Raw genomic sequence first — 15,649 nt, 5'->3', positions numbered from 1 at the left:
ACGTTTCAAAACCATAGTGATATATTAGCACTATGAATTGGTTAGACATTGCATTATTGATCCTGCTGTTGATAGGGTTCTGGAAAGGGTTTTTGAATGGTTTTTTTGTAGAATTGACCTCTCTCGTGGCGCTCGTGGCCGCAATTTATGGATCGATTCACTTTTCCAATTATGCAGGTGACTGGCTCATGTCCCATACAGAATGGGAAGATTCTACCATTACCATTGCGAGTTTTGTTATTACGTTTTTAATCATAATTCTAGTCATCACTTATGCGGGAAGACTGGTTACTAAACTGGTTAAAACCGTTCAATTAAGCTTCTTGAATAAAATTGCTGGTGGCGTTTTTGGACTTCTCAAGCTTGCTTTTATTGCCAGTGTCCTTTTGATGTTCCTGAATTCTGCTGCTGGTGAGATTGAAATTGTAAAATCCGAGACTAGAGAAAATAGTTTGCTCTATCCATTTGTGGAACCTGTGGCACCTTACCTGCTTCCTAAAATATTAGAAGAGGCAGATAATCTAGACCGCCACATACGTGGTGAAGAGGAAGAAATACAATTAGAGAAGGGTACGGATAATACAATAAACTAAGTCTCTAAACCGGCTTCCCGTCAGGTCCCACAACATCTTCAACGTTTGCAACTATCCATTGCAAACAGTCACTGTAGGTATCGAACAGTTGTCCTTCAGACACCAAATCAGGAACTATATCAATCGCCTCCATGCGATAACGTGGTTGTTCTTGTAATCCCACAATCAGTGGTGTTACTCCTTGAGCGATTAAGGATTGAAATACATCTTCAAAAGCAAACAATCCAGATTGATCCATAAAAGGAACCTTTTCCATGCGGATGACCGCATGAGTCGCTTGGGGTGGGATATCACTAGACATGCTTTGGAATTCGCTAGTATACCCAAAAAATAGTGGCCCATTCAATTCCTTGATATAAACCTCTTCTCTCAATTTTTTCGGTATTCTTGAGTAGTCAGCGTGGTCCTCATCATTTAAATCTTCTAGATTGCGGATTCCAGATTTCTCAGTGTTTACATCGCCCATTTTTTTCATGAAAATCAAACTCGCGATCACTAAGCCTATCCCTACTGCATACACTAAATCCCAAGTTACCGTGAGTATCAATACCGTAAACATGATGAGCACATCACTTTTTGGGATGGATCGTAAAGCTTTCAATCCTTTGTAGTCCATTACTCCAATACCTACAGTTATCAGTATTCCAGCAAGTACAGCGCTAGGGATCTCACTGGCATAACTTCCTAAAGCTACTACGACAACTAGTAGTAACACTGCGGCTATCATTCCAGACAACCTAGTCTTTCCACCTGAGTTGATGTTGACAACAGTACGAATGGTCGCACCAGCTCCCGGAATTCCACCAAAAAGAGACGCTACACTATTACCTATTCCCTGACCAACCAATTCTTTATTCGGGTTATGCCTAGTCTTAGTCATGTTATCTGCAACAATACTTGTCAATAAAGAGTCAATAGATCCTAACAGCGCCAGAGTCAAAGCCGTGAAGATATAAGGAGAAATTTGTCCAAAGCTAAATCCTGTGATGATCTCAAAATTAGGCATTGGAAATCCAGTCGGGATCTCACCTAATTTACGAGCATCAATGTCTACAAAAAACACCACAAGCGTAACGGCAACTAAGGCGACAAGTGTAGACGGAATGGCTGTCGTAATTCTCTTGAATCCAAAGATGATGAGTATGGTAGCTAGCGCTAGCAATAATTCTGTGATGTTTATATTGTTAATCGCCTGCGGTAATGTCTTGATAGTCCCCACTACTCCACTGCTGTAGCTTTTGGCTAAGGTTTTAGCCTCTGCTTCTATTTGTTCTTGAGTAATTTCTTGTCCACGTTGAAAAGTTTGCTCAAAATTTTCCAATACCAACACTTCATTATCTGCCTCCTCACTCAAAATATTCTTCAGGATCACTTCCTGTGCTTGGATTTCAAAAGTTTTGACAAATTCAGGATCATTTGCAGGAACGTAACCGATTGCTGGTAGAATTTGAGTAATAAGAATAATGACACCTATACCCGTCATAAAACCAGAAACTACTGGATAAGGAATGTATTTAATATACTTCCCTAGTTGAAAGGCTCCTAAACTTATTTGGAACAAGCCCGCCATTAGAAAGACAGCAAGAATTGCCGGTAAAGCATTTTCTAACGAGCCTTCATTGAGCTGAACGATCCCTGCTATAACCACCATGCTCACCGCTGTCATTGGGGCAGTAGGTCCAGAAATCTGAGTGTTAGTCCCTCCAAAAAGAGAGGCAAAAAACCCAATAAAAATGGCTCCATACAAACCAGCAACGGCTCCCATACCAGACTGCACCCCAAAAGCTAGCGCTAACGGCAGCGCCACAATTCCAGCTGTTAAACCTCCGAATAAATCTCCTTTTAAATGCTTAAAAAATGCGGCCATAGTATCGATTTTATAAGTTAAAGTAGCTCCAAGAGCTATGATCTATTATTTAAGATACGCTTTTCTTCCGTGGGTATATTTTCTCTTGTTGAAAAAAGGACATGTAACTGTCTGGATTCTTTTCAGTCCCGCGTTGCGAAATCAGAGTGATATTTATATTCCGGCTTTTAGCCTTGATTTTAAACTCATCTAAGATCTCTATAATGTCAAAATCCATGAAGGTAGTCTTGGTCACGTCTAGTTCTAATTGTGTTCCCTCTGGAAGCTCGTCCAGCTCTCGTTTGATAGCAGCTTTATTGAAGAAAGTAACTTCTTCGGCAAGGGTCATTTTTACTCTAGGACCTCCATCATCTGGATCTTCTTTATGCAAGAAGTGACTGTTACGGTAACTCTGGTATAAAGTGATGATGATACCTAAGACCAAACCGATCCCTATTCCCCACAGTAGATCTTTAAATACAATAACGATAACCGTTACAATGAATGGAACAAACTGTTTCAATCCTGCATTCCACATGGCTTTAAACGTGGATGGTTTAGCTAGCTTATACCCTACTACAAAAAGTACCGCAGCAAGAACAGACAATGGAATCATATTCAAAACTACAGGAATCAGTAGCACCGAAATAAGCAACAAAAACCCATGAATGATGGCGCTCATTTTTGTTTTTCCTCCTGACTGGATATTAGCACTACTTCTAACAATCACTTGAGTGATAGGAATTCCCCCTATAAGTCCCGAAAGAATATTACCAGTACCTTGAGCATATAACTCTCTATTAGTAGGGGTGATTCGTTTTTCTGGGTCTAGCTTATCCGTCGCCTCTACACATAATAAGGTTTCTAAGCTAGCTACCAAAGCGATGGTGAAGGCAGTAATCCAAACCTCTGGCGCATAAATGGCACTAAAGTCAGGGAAAGTGAATTGTCCAATAAACGACTCAAAGCCTTCTGGCACTGGAACACTGACTAAATGAGAGCCCAAAATTTCCAATTCTGTTCCCACTGTAATCGCATAAAAAATGATTCCAGCTACCACAGCCACCAACGGCCCTTGTATGAGTGTAAATAGTTTACCCTTTTTAGAAAGTACATTAGACCATAGAATCAATATGGCCAAACCTATAAATGCGATTATTGTACTACCCCAACCTATGCTATCTGCTATATTAAATATCTCAGAAAACGTGTTTTCACCATCTACTTGAAAGTATCTAAAATCGCCTTCAGGATCTTTATCCACCCCAAAAAAGTGAGGGATTTGTTTCAAAATAATGATGATCCCGATACCTGTAAGCATGCCTTTAATAACACTGGAGGGAAAATAATATCCTATGACTCCAGCGCGAGCAATTCCAAATACCAGTTGGATCACACCACCTAAAACAACAGCTACTAAGAACTTCTCATAACCTAGAGAAGCTATGGCAGCTAAAACTATAGCAGCAAGTCCAGCAGCAGGTCCACTTACACCTACTTGAGATCCACTTATTGCACCCACAACAATTCCTCCGATGATTCCAGCAATAAGCCCGGCAAATGGTGGTGCATCACTCGCAACCGCAATACCGAGACATAATGGGAGTGCTACAAAGAATACTACAATACTTGCAGGAATGTCCTTATTCAAATGCTTAAACATAAAGTCAATTTTAGATAGTAATAGTATTACTATTAACGTTTACCTTAAAAGTAGTTTAAGTTTAATAAATATGGTAAGAAAATGATTAAAGTTTTTTCAAATCAGCAAGTGGCATCCAGGCTTCAGATCCGTTTGCTAACTGAATGTGAGCCCAGTTTTGATACTCTTCTAGAATGGACACCTTTGTGCCTTCATGAACCGCAAAACTAGGGTCTGCATTGGACTTAGGTTCTGCTCGAGTAACTGTTTCTTGACTAAAGACAATAGCTTGATTACTGCTATTATTCAAATTATGAGCATAGGATGCCGCAACAATTGACAGCACCACTAGTAAGAACAGAATTAGTGATAGTGTAAAGAACAATCTCTTTTTTCCCGTAGTCTTTGCATAATGATATAGCAAAAACATTAAAACCGCAATAAGCGCCAGTATAATACTTATGTATGCCCAGTTATCTACTGTTGTAGATGTTGCGGTATCTTTTAAGAACTTTTCTATAGGGTTTTCAGCTAGTGGTTGTATGGCATCTATCCGCAACTGTTGTGCAAATCTCAAATTATTTTTAACCTCTTTATTCCCAGGATCCAGCTGCAGTGCCTTTTCATAATTGAAAATGGCTGGTCCTACTTCATTTTGCTTGTAATACGCATTCCCTAGGTTAAAATACACCTCAGCACTTTGTAGGCCGGATTGCAAAATACTGTTGTAAGAATTAATAGCTTCTTGATAATCGCCGTTTGTGTAAGCAGTATTCGCTTTCGCGAAAGCGGAATACCCAGCGTCATTCTGCGCTATAGCAAACGCAACCATTGAAAAGAAGGCAGTACATATCCAGAGTTTCATGGTCGTTAGTTTAATTGTTTATCCAGTTGATTGATGACACGGCTGGCCTTTTCATAATCTTGTTGCATGTCTGTAGCTGTGGACGGAGCGTATCTAGCACGCTCTGCAGTGGCTAGCAATCCTAGAAATTCTAGACGTACTTGTTGCTGCACGTAACGTTGCTGCAAGAGTTCATCGACACGTTGTTTTGACATTTCTGACGTTGTAATGCGCAGTTTTGATTTTAAGAAATTGTGCAATGCACGTTCCAGACTTTCATAGAACGTATCAGAATTACCCATGTTTTTGCGCGCCTCGCTCAGGTACTTCTTACTCAGCTTATTGGCTGTTTTGATTTTTCTACCTTGAACATCAGATGCTACCACTTCCTGTCGTTTTCTCACTAAAAGGAAGATAGGAATCAGCAGGAATAAACCTCCCAGAGTGCACCAATACAGCAGAGTGTCAAAGAATCGATCAGCATCAGCCGACTCTAAATCTGTTGTTGTTTTGATAAACGCAAAAGTCTCGTCTGCCTCCAGCACGTTTGTCCCACTGGTTTGTGGCATAAACGCGTCGCCGGTAACCTCAATTTGCGACTCGCCGCTAGTGATGGTTTTATAAGTTCTAGCTGCAGGATCAAAGTAACTGAACTCTACAGATGGCAAGGTGTACGTACCGCCATATTGCGGCACAATCGTATAATTATCCTGAATACTACCGCGTATGCCGTTGTAGGTGGTATTGGTATTGTCCACACGTTCTGGCTCATAGGTTTCCAACCGATTGGGAACTTCCAGTTTAGGTAACTGCATCAATTGAAGGTTTCCAGTTCCCTTAGCAACTACACTTGCCGTAAGGCTTTCACCTGCTTCTAATTGCGGTTTAGTCAAGTTTACAGCAAAATCAAATTGGCCTACCGCACCCGTAAAGCTCGCTGGTCGTCCTTCTTGCGGTAAGTCCTTTACATTGATAGCTCTACCGCCTGCGGTGACTCGCAATTTTTCCGTAGTCATAAAACTCCTGCCAAAAAAGTCTGTCCTTCCAGAAGGTACTTGAACATTTACATCTAGTTCTAGAGGCTCGATCGTTAATTTACCGGTCTTTTGCGGGTATAAAATAGCTTCACGTAGCACCAGATATCGGTATTGCTTGCCTTGATAAGTTCCTACTCGTACTTGTTGATCGCGGTTATCTATGTTTTCCGACCAAAAGTCAGCATACTTAGGACTGTTAGTCTCTGTCCAGCCATTGATCCCTGCGTTGTTAGAAACGTAGAGTTTGTAAGTGACACGAATCGCTTCATTTAAGTAAGGAGATGCATTAGAAACTTCAGCGACCAGGTGGATATTTTGGTCAGCGATCTCTCGCACGGGCTCATCACCTGCAGTTTCTCTGGGCTCCTCAATCGCCTTAGTAATTTGAACACTGAAAGGTGAAGTTCGATATTCTTGACCTTTATAATTCATGGTAGCCTGGCCTATGGTTTTAGAGCCCGTACTTTGTGGAGCCAGTATATAGGTATAGGATTTTGCAAAGCTGCCTACACCATTCACATAACGTTGCTGTACACTGGTTACTGGGCCGCTTACCACTTGAAAACCATTGAAATTAGGCGGTAAGAAGTTATCACCATCCACATCCATCTTGAACTCCACCCGCAAGCGCTCGTTCAAAGCGATACCATCGCGAGTAGCGCTGGCAGTAAAGGAAACCTGTGCCTGTGCTATTGCAGCTGTAATGCATAAGAAGAATACTCCTATCCACTTCATGTTACCAGTCTTTTTCAGTTGTTTTTTTACGTCCTTTTACTTTTTGAGCATTGATTTTATCTTGAATCTTCTGCTCCTCATTGTTCATGGCTTCCAGAATTTGACGTATTTGTTGCGGTGTCATTTGTCCTTCTACCCTTTTTTGTTGTTGATCTTTTTGCTCATTAGGTTTGCCGTCTCCATCTTTTCCTTCTTGGTTTTCTCCTTTAGGATCGTTCTTGTCATCGCCCTTATCGCCTTCTTTATCCTTGCCTTCTTTCTCGTTCTCCCCTTTATTATCGCCACCCGACTTCTCGTCTTGATCACCATCTTTATTCTTATTCTCGTCTTTATTGTCTCCTTTATCAGGCTTATCATCGCCACCGCCGCCACCGCCTTGCTTTTCTTTTTCTTGCTTGGCAAGTGCTAGGTTGTAACGAGTTTCATCGTCTGTAGGGTCGTTGCGCAGGGCGTTTTTATAAGCTTCTACCGCTTGCGAAAACTGCTTAGCTTCCATAAAAGTGTTGCCTAGATTATGGAACGCTTTGTGTTTCTCTGCCTTGGAGGTGCTTTTTGTAGCGGCTGCGGTATAGTTTTCTATCGCATTGTAGCCTTTTTTATTCTCGTAATATAAATTCCCAAGATTGTATGGTGCTTCTACAGACTGCGGATTCACCGCTTTTGCCTTACGATAAGCGGCTTCCGCTTTTGGGAAGTTGCTGTCTGCAGCATAGTCCAATCCTTGAGCCATAGCAGATTCATAGGCTTTGTTGTCGGGCTGTGGGGATTGCGCTTTCGCGAAAGCGAAAACTCCACAAACCATGACCATCACTAAAATATGTTGCACTCTATTATTCATTAAACAAGTTTAATTTTTTAATCCAGCCCGTTTTACGATTAGTATAGAACAGTTCCAATACCAAGAAAAATAGCCCAATACCCAAAAACCATTGAAACTGCGAGGCAAAATCAGCATACTGTTGGGATTCAAAAGCGACTTTATCGATCCCGGAGAGGTCGTCTTGCAGTTCCTCTATAGCATTTGCAGTAATCGTACCATCTATGTAAACGCCATTTCCCGCATCTGCAATTTCTTTAAGTGTCTCGGTATTCAGTTTTGTAATGACCGTATTGCCTTCATTGTCTTTTTTGAAGGATTGGGTGATGCCATTGCGTTTTACTGGAATGGTGCCTCCTTTTTCAGTTCCCACGCCTATGGTGATGATGCGCACGCCTTCATCTGCCGCATCCTCAGCCATGCTGATGGCCTCGCCTTCATGGTCTTCCCCATCGCTGATGATGACCAATACTTTTGAGGCTTGACTGTCGTCGCTGTAATAGCTTTCGGCCAGTTGGATGGCCTCGGCAATGGCGGTTCCTTGACTGGAAACCAGATCTGTATTAAGCGCTTGAAGGAACATTTTGGCACTACCATAATCGGTTGTGATGGGCAATTGTGGGACTGCACTACCGGCATAAGCAATCAACCCGATGCGATCGCTTGCCAGATTGTTGATGATTTGGGTCACCAGCTGTTGGGACTTTTGCAAACGGTTGGGAGCAATATCCTCCGCCAGCATAGACTTTGATATATCGACTGCAAAAACGATGTCGACACCTTCCCGATCTACGGTTTCTAGCTTAGTTCCAGCTTTAGGGTTCACTAGAGCGATCACGATAAAAACAATTGCCACACAAATGGTTACCAATTTCAAAATAGGCTTGAACCAGGAGCGATCTGGAATCAAATGCTTCAACATTTCCACTGTCGCAAACTTGCGCTGCGCACGAAACCTCCAGAACGAAAGCCCCAAGAACAGCACTACGATCACAGGAATCGCAAGCAGCAGCCAGAAATATATTTTTTCTTCTAGTATCATTTAATTAGTTCAATTTTTGATCATCATGTAAAGGACTAACATTGAGAAAAAAATCTCTAGTTCCGGTAGGTGTGAATACTCTCACGATAATTTCTTGTTCTTCTCTATATCTGAAAGTTCTTACTGATTCATTATCAGTGTTTTCGCTTATCGTTTTTGGTTCCAAATAAGCTACCAAACTGGTATATGAATTAGGGTATAAGATATCGTCCATAATCCTACACATATGTAAGTTTCTCCCATCTGGTAATCTAGTAGTTTTGATACCACTTAAGCTGGGATTATGTGTTCTCAATCTTTTATAATTCTGATCAGTAATTATTCCTAACCGATAATCACCAGGATTAAATAACTTGAAAGACTTGTTGTATATTGTAAATTCCAATTTTGGAATGCTCTTTTCGTTAAAAGTTACAACTGTACCTTTATTAGCTAAACTTTTTTCTCCTATAAAAATTTCAATGTCAACATTTTGAGACAGATCTTCTTTTTCTGAATTTTCTACGAACCATTTCAATCTAGGAATTAAGTCCTCTTTTAATTTTGAAATCTTATTCTGATAAATTATATGAGGATAATGTTTTAAATCAAATGGTATGTCTTCAACATTTTGTGTTAGAAGTATTGTTCTCTTTCCAAGGGCATGTGCGTAACCTACTTCATAGAAAACATTAGGGTTTCTATTAGTCATGTCGGCAATGATGAAATCAGCTTTGGAAATTTGATTGTAAACTCTTTCCAATATTGATTCAGTAAAAAGTTGTTCGTCAACTCTCTCACAATAAGCTCCGACTTCTGCACAACTTTCTTTAATACCAAACTTATAGATATCATCAAAGTCATCTGTAAATGGCATTAATACAAAACAGAATTTTTTTGGCTTAGTGGATGGATTCATATTTGAACTATTCTCTCTTTTGTAATTTATACTATAAAAACATTCCTTCTTAATGAACTGTTCTCGACTGCCGCTCGAACTGACATTATAACTTCCTTCATTTTTTTCTTTCCACTTGATTCTTGACTCTCGCCTCTTGTTTCTCCATCAAGCCGCTGTCCTAAACAACGTATACCGCAACAACATCTCCAATCCTAAAAGCCCTAACGCAATCAACACTAGCACTCGAAATCCTTCTTGTACATTATAAAACTTAAACTCTTCAATCTCGGTCGTTTCTAGCTGGTCAATCTCTTCATAGATTTCTTTCAGCTTGCTATTATTCGTTGCTCGGTAATATTTCCCACCAGTGTCGGCAGCGATTTGTTTCATCAGGGCTTCATCGATCTCTACTGGAGCCATCGCAAAACGGAAACTGCCGTCACCGCGCTGCGCCACTGGTGATGGTGCATTGCCGTTAGTTCCTATTCCTATCGTATATACTTTAATACCAAATTCTACTGCCAATTCTGAAGCAATTTTAGGGTCAATGAAACCAGCGTTATTCACCCCATCGGTCATTAAAATGATGACTTTACTTTCAGAGTTGCTTTCTTTTAATCTGTTGACGGAGGTGGCAAGTCCCATACCAATGGCAGTACCATTTTCTAACACGCTACTGTATTCAATGCCTTCCACGGCTCTTAAGGTGATGCTTTGATCTGTGGTAATGGGAGTTTTGGTATAGCTTTCTGCTGCATAAACCACGACTCCTATACGGTCGCTGGGTCTTCCTTCTATAAAATCCAGTGCCACACGTTTAGTTGCCTCAAGCCGGTCTGGTTTGAAATCTTGAGCCAGCATGCTCGCACTTACATCCACGGCAAGAACAATGTCGATACCTTCTGTGGTGCTGGTTTTTGTGTTGACGTCTGTAGATTGAGGTCGAGCCAAACCTACAATGATAAAAGCAAGGGCGAGCAAACGCAATACTAATAAGAGCGGACGCAAACGCGCTAAAAGTGAATCCGACCCCTCAAATCCTTTTAAGGTAGAAATGCAAACATCCGCATTTTGCTTTTTGCCTTGCCAAATATAATAGGCGACAATAAGCGGCAATAGCAAGAGCAGCCAGAAAAATTCTGGATCTACAAACTCCATTCTGTTCCACCACTGTATCATTCGGCATCGTCTTTAGGTGGTTGTGGCTTAGTGAATTGCATAGAAGCAATGATCTGCTCGCTGATCAATCTACCGTATTGCTTATCGACATCTTCAGTCTCATCTTTTTTGTGCGCTACAATTACTTGCTGAACACTAGCGCCATTGACAAACATATAGCCTATATATTCAAAATTGTTACCGTCGTAATCAAAACTTCCTTCCAGCTTTAATCCCTTCAAGCCATTACGCTCTGCAGGTTCATCCAGCATTAAAATATTAGTGGCGCCTTGCTTTTCAAAACTTTGATACACAGGTTCAGTAAACACCTCTTTAGGCAATTGCTCGTCTTCTTTCAATCCTTCTCCTTTCGCCTGGAAGGTAGTAACCGTTACAAATAAGTCTTCATCAATGCTGTTCAACACAAAGGCATCCACACTAGAAACAGCTTTCATAAACTCCTCGCTTAATGGTAAGTCTAGACGGCGCTCTAGAATCTCTGGGGTAGTCAAGGTAACTTCAGGAACTCCATAACTACTGGTGTATTGCGTGCCTTCATAATACTCGCGCAACTGATTCCCAAAAAGTTGATCCTTTACATTGTCCCAGCCTACCACCGCAACCCATGCACCTATCGCAATGGCTAGCCCGATAATGGCACCAGCGATATAAATCAAGATCTTTTTGATTTTGCGCTTGCGCTCTTGCGACTTACGGTATTTAACGTCCAGCAACAGCTCCTCCTCACTAGGCGGCGGCAGTACTTGATGAATGTTGTAAATAATATCTGTCGCGGTTTGACGGTCTTCTTTAGCAGAAATTCCATCACCCATAACTCCTGCAAATTTGATCAGATCTGCTTTTTGAAGCAGGGATTGTAGGCGTTCTTTAGTTTTATCTGTAATGGAAACGCCTTTTGCGGCAGTTTCGGTTTCTATATTTTGAATCAGCTGATCTGTAGTGCTTTCTAGCGCTTGACCGTACACTTTTGTATCAATATAGCGACGTACAATGTAGGTGAGTTCAGTATAATACGCTTTCCAAGCACGATCTTCGGCAAGTCCACTTTCAGCCAACTTGTTCAAACGATATTTTGTCCACTCATAGGGTGGCAGTGTTTGCTCATAGGTTTTGAAAGTTCGCTTTCGCGAAAGCCACCAAAACAATACTCCCAATGGAATCCAAAGCAATAACCATAGCAGCCCCATCCAATTGAAGGGCTTTTGGTACTCGTTCTCAATGACGGGTTTGATGTCATACATTCCCTGGACGGTAGTATCGGTTTGTACTTCCCGTACTTTGACGAGCAAACTGTCTGAAAACAGCTCTTTGTTATTAAATAGAACTTTTAAGCGTGGGATGTAGTAATCACCGCTATCAAACTGTGTGATACCGTATTGCTTGAACAAACGCATCTTGTCGTTCTCCCTGATGGTGTCAACCGGATAGAACTCTATAACCTCTAAGGCTCCCATAGCTTGCTGGACTGGAAATACCACCAAATCCTCCGCCGTGGCTTCCACGGTAAGCTGGAGTTTGATTTCCTCGCCCATCATGATGGAATCTCGATCAATCTTAGTCGCAACGCGGCTCGCCGTTTGCGCTATGGCAGGCATACCAGCTAGAAAAATTAAAATGTAGGACAGTTGTCTGATCATCGTCTTTTAAAGTATCCTAATAATTTTGTTGTGTAATTATCTCTTGTTTCTAAATCAATCGCACCCGCATCAGCTTTAGTAAAGGCGGTTTTGAAGTAAGCGGCATTTTCTTTAAAATGCGCTGCATATTTAGTTCGTACGGACCGCGAGCTGGTATTGATAATGCGCTGCTTACCGGTTTCTTGATCTACAAAAGGAACTAACCCCATCGCTGGTAGTTCTTCCTCCCGGTGATCATACACTCGTATTCCAGTCACATCATGTTTGCGTCCTACAATTTGTAAGGCCTTTTGATAGTTGGCGCTCATAAAGTCAGACATCACAAAAACAATGGCTTTCTTCTTAAGCACGCCGCCTAGGTATTCCATAGCCGCAGCCATGTCTGTGGTTTTATGTTGAGGCTCAAATTCCAAAAGCTCCCGGATGATTCTCAAAATGTGAAACTTTCCTTTTTTAGGAGGAACGAATAATTCCACTTGGTCAGAGAATAATAGCAGTCCAACCTTGTCATTATTTTGCAAAGCACTAAACGCAAGTGTGGCACTTATTTCAGTAATGATCTCCCGTTTCATTTGTTCCTGTGTACCGAACAATGTGGAACCGCTCACATCTGCTACCAGCATTAAGGTCAGTTCTCGCTCTTCTTCAAACACCTTGATAAAAGGCTCTGAATATCTAGCAGTCACATTCCAATCAATATTGCGCACATCATCACCATACTGATACTGTCGCACCTCGCTAAAGGTCATCCCACGCCCCTTGAAAGCACTGTGGTATTCCCCTCCAAAAACGGCATCGCTCAACCGCCGAGTCTTGATCTCGATCTTGCGTACTTTTTTAAGGAGTTCTTTTGTGTCCATGTTTTGCTCGTTACTCTCGCAGTAGTTAGTATTTAGTACAAAGTATTAAGACTCTTTGCTGCTTGCTTCACTTCGCAGATTTTACTATCCCGCACTTGCGCCGCGCTGAGTTTGTCGAAGTGATGCGGAATCTGTTTTTCAATTTGTCCTAATCTTTCTTGTTTGTCATTCCGCATTTATTGCGGAATCGGTTGTTGTTTTACGTAATGTTTATTGAGATTTTCAATTTAATTTTTAGCTTTTGAAAAAACCATTTCTCGACTGTCGCTCGAAACTGGCTATAAGCTCATTGGGATTTGAGATTTAGAACTTGGATTTTCACTAGCGAACTGTTCTCGACTGCGCTCGAACTGACATTGCTATTACCAATTCATCATTAAAAACACAAGTTCTAAAACTCATAACTCCTAACTCTGAACTCATAACTAGTTTAAGGAACCTCAATCGTATTAACGATCTTATTCACGATATCTTCCGTGGTGTAGTTCTCTGCCTCCGCTTCATAGGTGATACCGATACGGTGGCGTAGCACATCCAGCACCACTGCGCGTACGTCTTCTGGGATCACGTAACCACGACGTTTGATGAAGGCATAACATTTAGCCGCTTTAGCCAGGTTGATCGATCCACGTGGGGAGGCTCCAAAGCTGATCAACGGCTTCAAATCAGGAAGATTATATTTTTCTGGATATCTAGTGGCAAACACGATGTCCAAAATGTATTTCTCAATCTTTTCATCCATGTACACCAATTCCACCGCATCCTGAGCTCGTAAAATTTGAGCTGGTGATACTACAGGGTTGGGTTTTGGAAATTCCTTTTTAAGGTTGGCTCGCATGATGAATTGCTCATCAGCGATCGTTGGGTAATCAATGACCGTTTTTAACATGAAACGGTCCATTTGCGCTTCAGGCAATGGATAAGTTCCTTCTTGATCCACTGGGTTTTGAGTCGCCATTACTAAAAATGGTCGCTCTAGTGGGAAAGTTGTATCACCAATAGTCACTTGCTTTTCCTGCATGGCTTCTAATAGTGCAGACTGCACTTTAGCCGGTGCACGGTTGATCTCGTCTGCTAAAACAAAGTTGGCAAAAATCGGTCCTTTGCGTATGGCAAAGTCGGCATCTTTCATGTTATAAATCAAGGTACCCACAACATCAGCCGGTAGCAAGTCTGGAGTAAACTGGATCCTAGAAAAACTGGCGCTTACCGCTTGTGAAAGTGTGGTAATCGCTAGAGTTTTAGCAAGACCTGGAACCCCTTCCAGCAAAATGTGACCACGGCCTAAAAGACCTATCAACAAACGATCGACCATGTGTTGTTGTCCTACAATTACTTTATTCATCTCGCTTTGCAGCTGATCGATAAAAGCACTTTCTGCTTGAACTTTGTCATTGATACTGGCAATATCTACCGCCGTATGCTCCTGATTCATAGATTCTAATTTTGTACGCGTTTGTAACTCCTAAAAATACTTTTTCTTGTGCGGGCAAAGCCCCAATTTTCGCATAAAATTAAAAACCATCTATAGATCTACCAACCTACAAATGAAGTCTTTTCCTATGCACTGCGTGAACTTGCAAGATACTGGTTGGAATTTCGCTTTCGCGAAAGCGAAACACTAAAAACATCATCACACCTCACTCACATCGTTTTTCGACAAAAAATCATGCCAAAAGTTTAATACGGAATGACTCCAGTCCTATCTCTTTATCTTTACAAAAAAGAACCTATGAAGACTGTCTTAATTACTGGTGCGACTAGTGGCATCGGGCTTGCTACTGCCAAAATGCTTGCAACGGAATCTTATAAATTAATCCTGTGTGGCCGAAATACGGAGAAACTAGTAGAATTAAAGCAGCAATTAGGCAATCAAACTAACATCTACACATTAGAATTTGACGTGAGAGATAAAAAAGTAGTTTCTGAAAAGATTCAGAGCCTGCCAGCCGATTTTAAGCAAATAGATGTTTTGATAAATAACGCGGGAAATGCGCACGGTCTGGATCCTATTGATAAAGGAAGTCTGGAAGATTGGGATGCGATGATGGACATCAACGTGAAGGGATTGCTTTATGTGAGTCATGCGGTCATACCACAAATGAGAGAACGTAAGTCCGGTCACATCATCAATATTGGATCCACTGCTGGTAAAGAAGTTTATCCTAACGGGAATGTGTATTGCGGGAGTAAGCACGCGGTAGATGCCATCACAACAGGAATGCGACTGGACTTGAATCCATATTCCATACGAGTAGGGGCTGTGAACCCAGGATTGGTACATACCAACTTCAGCGAGGTGCGCTTTAAGGGAGATAGTGACAGAGCAGAAAAAGTGTACCAAGGATACCAACCCCTAGAACCAGAAGATGTGGCCGATGTCATTTTGTTTGCTATTACCAGACCCCCACATGTCAATATTGCAGACTTGACCGTCATGTGTACCGCACAGGCCAGCTCTACTGTTTTGAAAAAGGATTGATTACTAATGTGCTGATTTGATGATGTGTTGATTAAAAATGCTTACTCTAGCGTAG

13 protein-coding genes are annotated in these 15,649 nt (G+C 41.5%); 2 read left to right on the top strand and 11 right to left on the bottom strand.

Annotated features, from left to right (window positions below; genetic code table 11):
* The first annotated feature begins 32 nt into the window (after positions 1-32).
* Positions 33-593, top strand: coding sequence for a CvpA family protein (locus NMS_RS04460; protein WP_041495617.1), 561 nt, complete (start codon positions 33-35; stop codon positions 591-593).
* A 4-nt stretch (positions 594-597) separates the two neighbouring features.
* Here NMS_RS04460 and NMS_RS04455 read toward each other — a convergent pair whose 3' ends face one another.
* The 11 genes from NMS_RS04455 to NMS_RS04405 all read right to left on the bottom strand — a co-directional run bounded on the left by NMS_RS04455 (position 598) and on the right by NMS_RS04405 (position 14,547).
* Positions 598-2,460, bottom strand: coding sequence for a SulP family inorganic anion transporter (locus NMS_RS04455; RefSeq protein ID WP_041495616.1), 1,863 nt, complete (start codon positions 2,458-2,460; stop codon positions 598-600).
* Positions 2,461-2,509: 49 nt separating this feature from the next.
* Positions 2,510-4,102 (bottom strand): SulP family inorganic anion transporter, encoded by a 1,593-nt coding sequence (locus NMS_RS04450; RefSeq protein ID WP_041495615.1) that lies wholly within the window; start codon positions 4,100-4,102, stop codon positions 2,510-2,512.
* Between the two features lie 85 nt (positions 4,103-4,187).
* On the bottom strand, positions 4,188-4,946 hold the full coding sequence (locus NMS_RS04445; protein WP_070097866.1) for a tetratricopeptide repeat protein: 759 nt from the start codon (positions 4,944-4,946) through the stop codon (positions 4,188-4,190).
* A gap of 5 nt (positions 4,947-4,951) precedes the next feature.
* Positions 4,952-6,697, bottom strand: coding sequence for a BatD family protein (locus NMS_RS04440; protein ID WP_041495612.1), 1,746 nt, complete (start codon positions 6,695-6,697; stop codon positions 4,952-4,954).
* Position 6,698: 1 nt separating this feature from the next.
* Positions 6,699-7,535 carry a tetratricopeptide repeat protein gene (locus NMS_RS04435; RefSeq protein WP_041495611.1) on the bottom strand — a complete coding sequence of 279 codons (837 nt, stop codon included), beginning with the start codon at positions 7,533-7,535 and terminating at the stop codon, positions 6,699-6,701.
* Positions 7,528-8,556: a vWA domain-containing protein gene (locus tag NMS_RS04430; RefSeq protein ID WP_041495610.1), complete on the bottom strand. Its 1,029-nt coding sequence runs from the start codon at positions 8,554-8,556 to the stop codon at positions 7,528-7,530. The genes NMS_RS04435 and NMS_RS04430 overlap by 8 nt, the downstream gene beginning before the upstream one ends.
* 4 nt (positions 8,557-8,560) lie before the next feature.
* A complete protein-coding gene (locus NMS_RS13410) occupies positions 8,561-9,454 on the bottom strand; it encodes a TIR domain-containing protein (protein WP_148311330.1) in 894 nt (297 codons plus the stop codon).
* A gap of 147 nt (positions 9,455-9,601) precedes the next feature.
* Positions 9,602-10,615, bottom strand: a complete 1,014-nt coding sequence (locus NMS_RS04420) for a VWA domain-containing protein (protein WP_041495608.1) — start codon at positions 10,613-10,615, stop codon at positions 9,602-9,604.
* Complete coding sequence (locus tag NMS_RS04415) at positions 10,612-12,252, bottom strand: hypothetical protein (protein WP_041495607.1); 1,641 nt, start codon at positions 12,250-12,252, stop codon at positions 10,612-10,614. The genes NMS_RS04420 and NMS_RS04415 overlap by 4 nt, the downstream gene beginning before the upstream one ends.
* A complete protein-coding gene (locus NMS_RS04410; protein ID WP_041495606.1) occupies positions 12,249-13,112 on the bottom strand; it encodes a DUF58 domain-containing protein in 864 nt (287 codons plus the stop codon). The genes NMS_RS04415 and NMS_RS04410 overlap by 4 nt, the downstream gene beginning before the upstream one ends.
* A 430-nt stretch (positions 13,113-13,542) precedes the next feature.
* Positions 13,543-14,547 carry an AAA family ATPase gene (locus NMS_RS04405; RefSeq protein WP_041495604.1) on the bottom strand — a complete coding sequence of 335 codons (1,005 nt, stop codon included), beginning with the start codon at positions 14,545-14,547 and terminating at the stop codon, positions 13,543-13,545.
* Between the two features lie 297 nt (positions 14,548-14,844).
* On the opposite strand from NMS_RS04405, the gene NMS_RS04400 reads away from it, so the two are divergent.
* Positions 14,845-15,594 carry an SDR family NAD(P)-dependent oxidoreductase gene (locus tag NMS_RS04400; RefSeq protein ID WP_041497469.1) on the top strand — a complete coding sequence of 250 codons (750 nt, stop codon included), beginning with the start codon at positions 14,845-14,847 and terminating at the stop codon, positions 15,592-15,594.
* Positions 15,595-15,649: the final 55 nt, after the last annotated feature.

The sequence above is a fragment of the Nonlabens marinus S1-08 genome (assembly GCF_000831385.1).
In the GTDB taxonomy this organism is placed as follows: Bacteria; Bacteroidota; Bacteroidia; order Flavobacteriales; family Flavobacteriaceae; genus Nonlabens; species Nonlabens marinus.
This window is presented reverse-complemented; position numbering and strand designations above follow the sequence as displayed.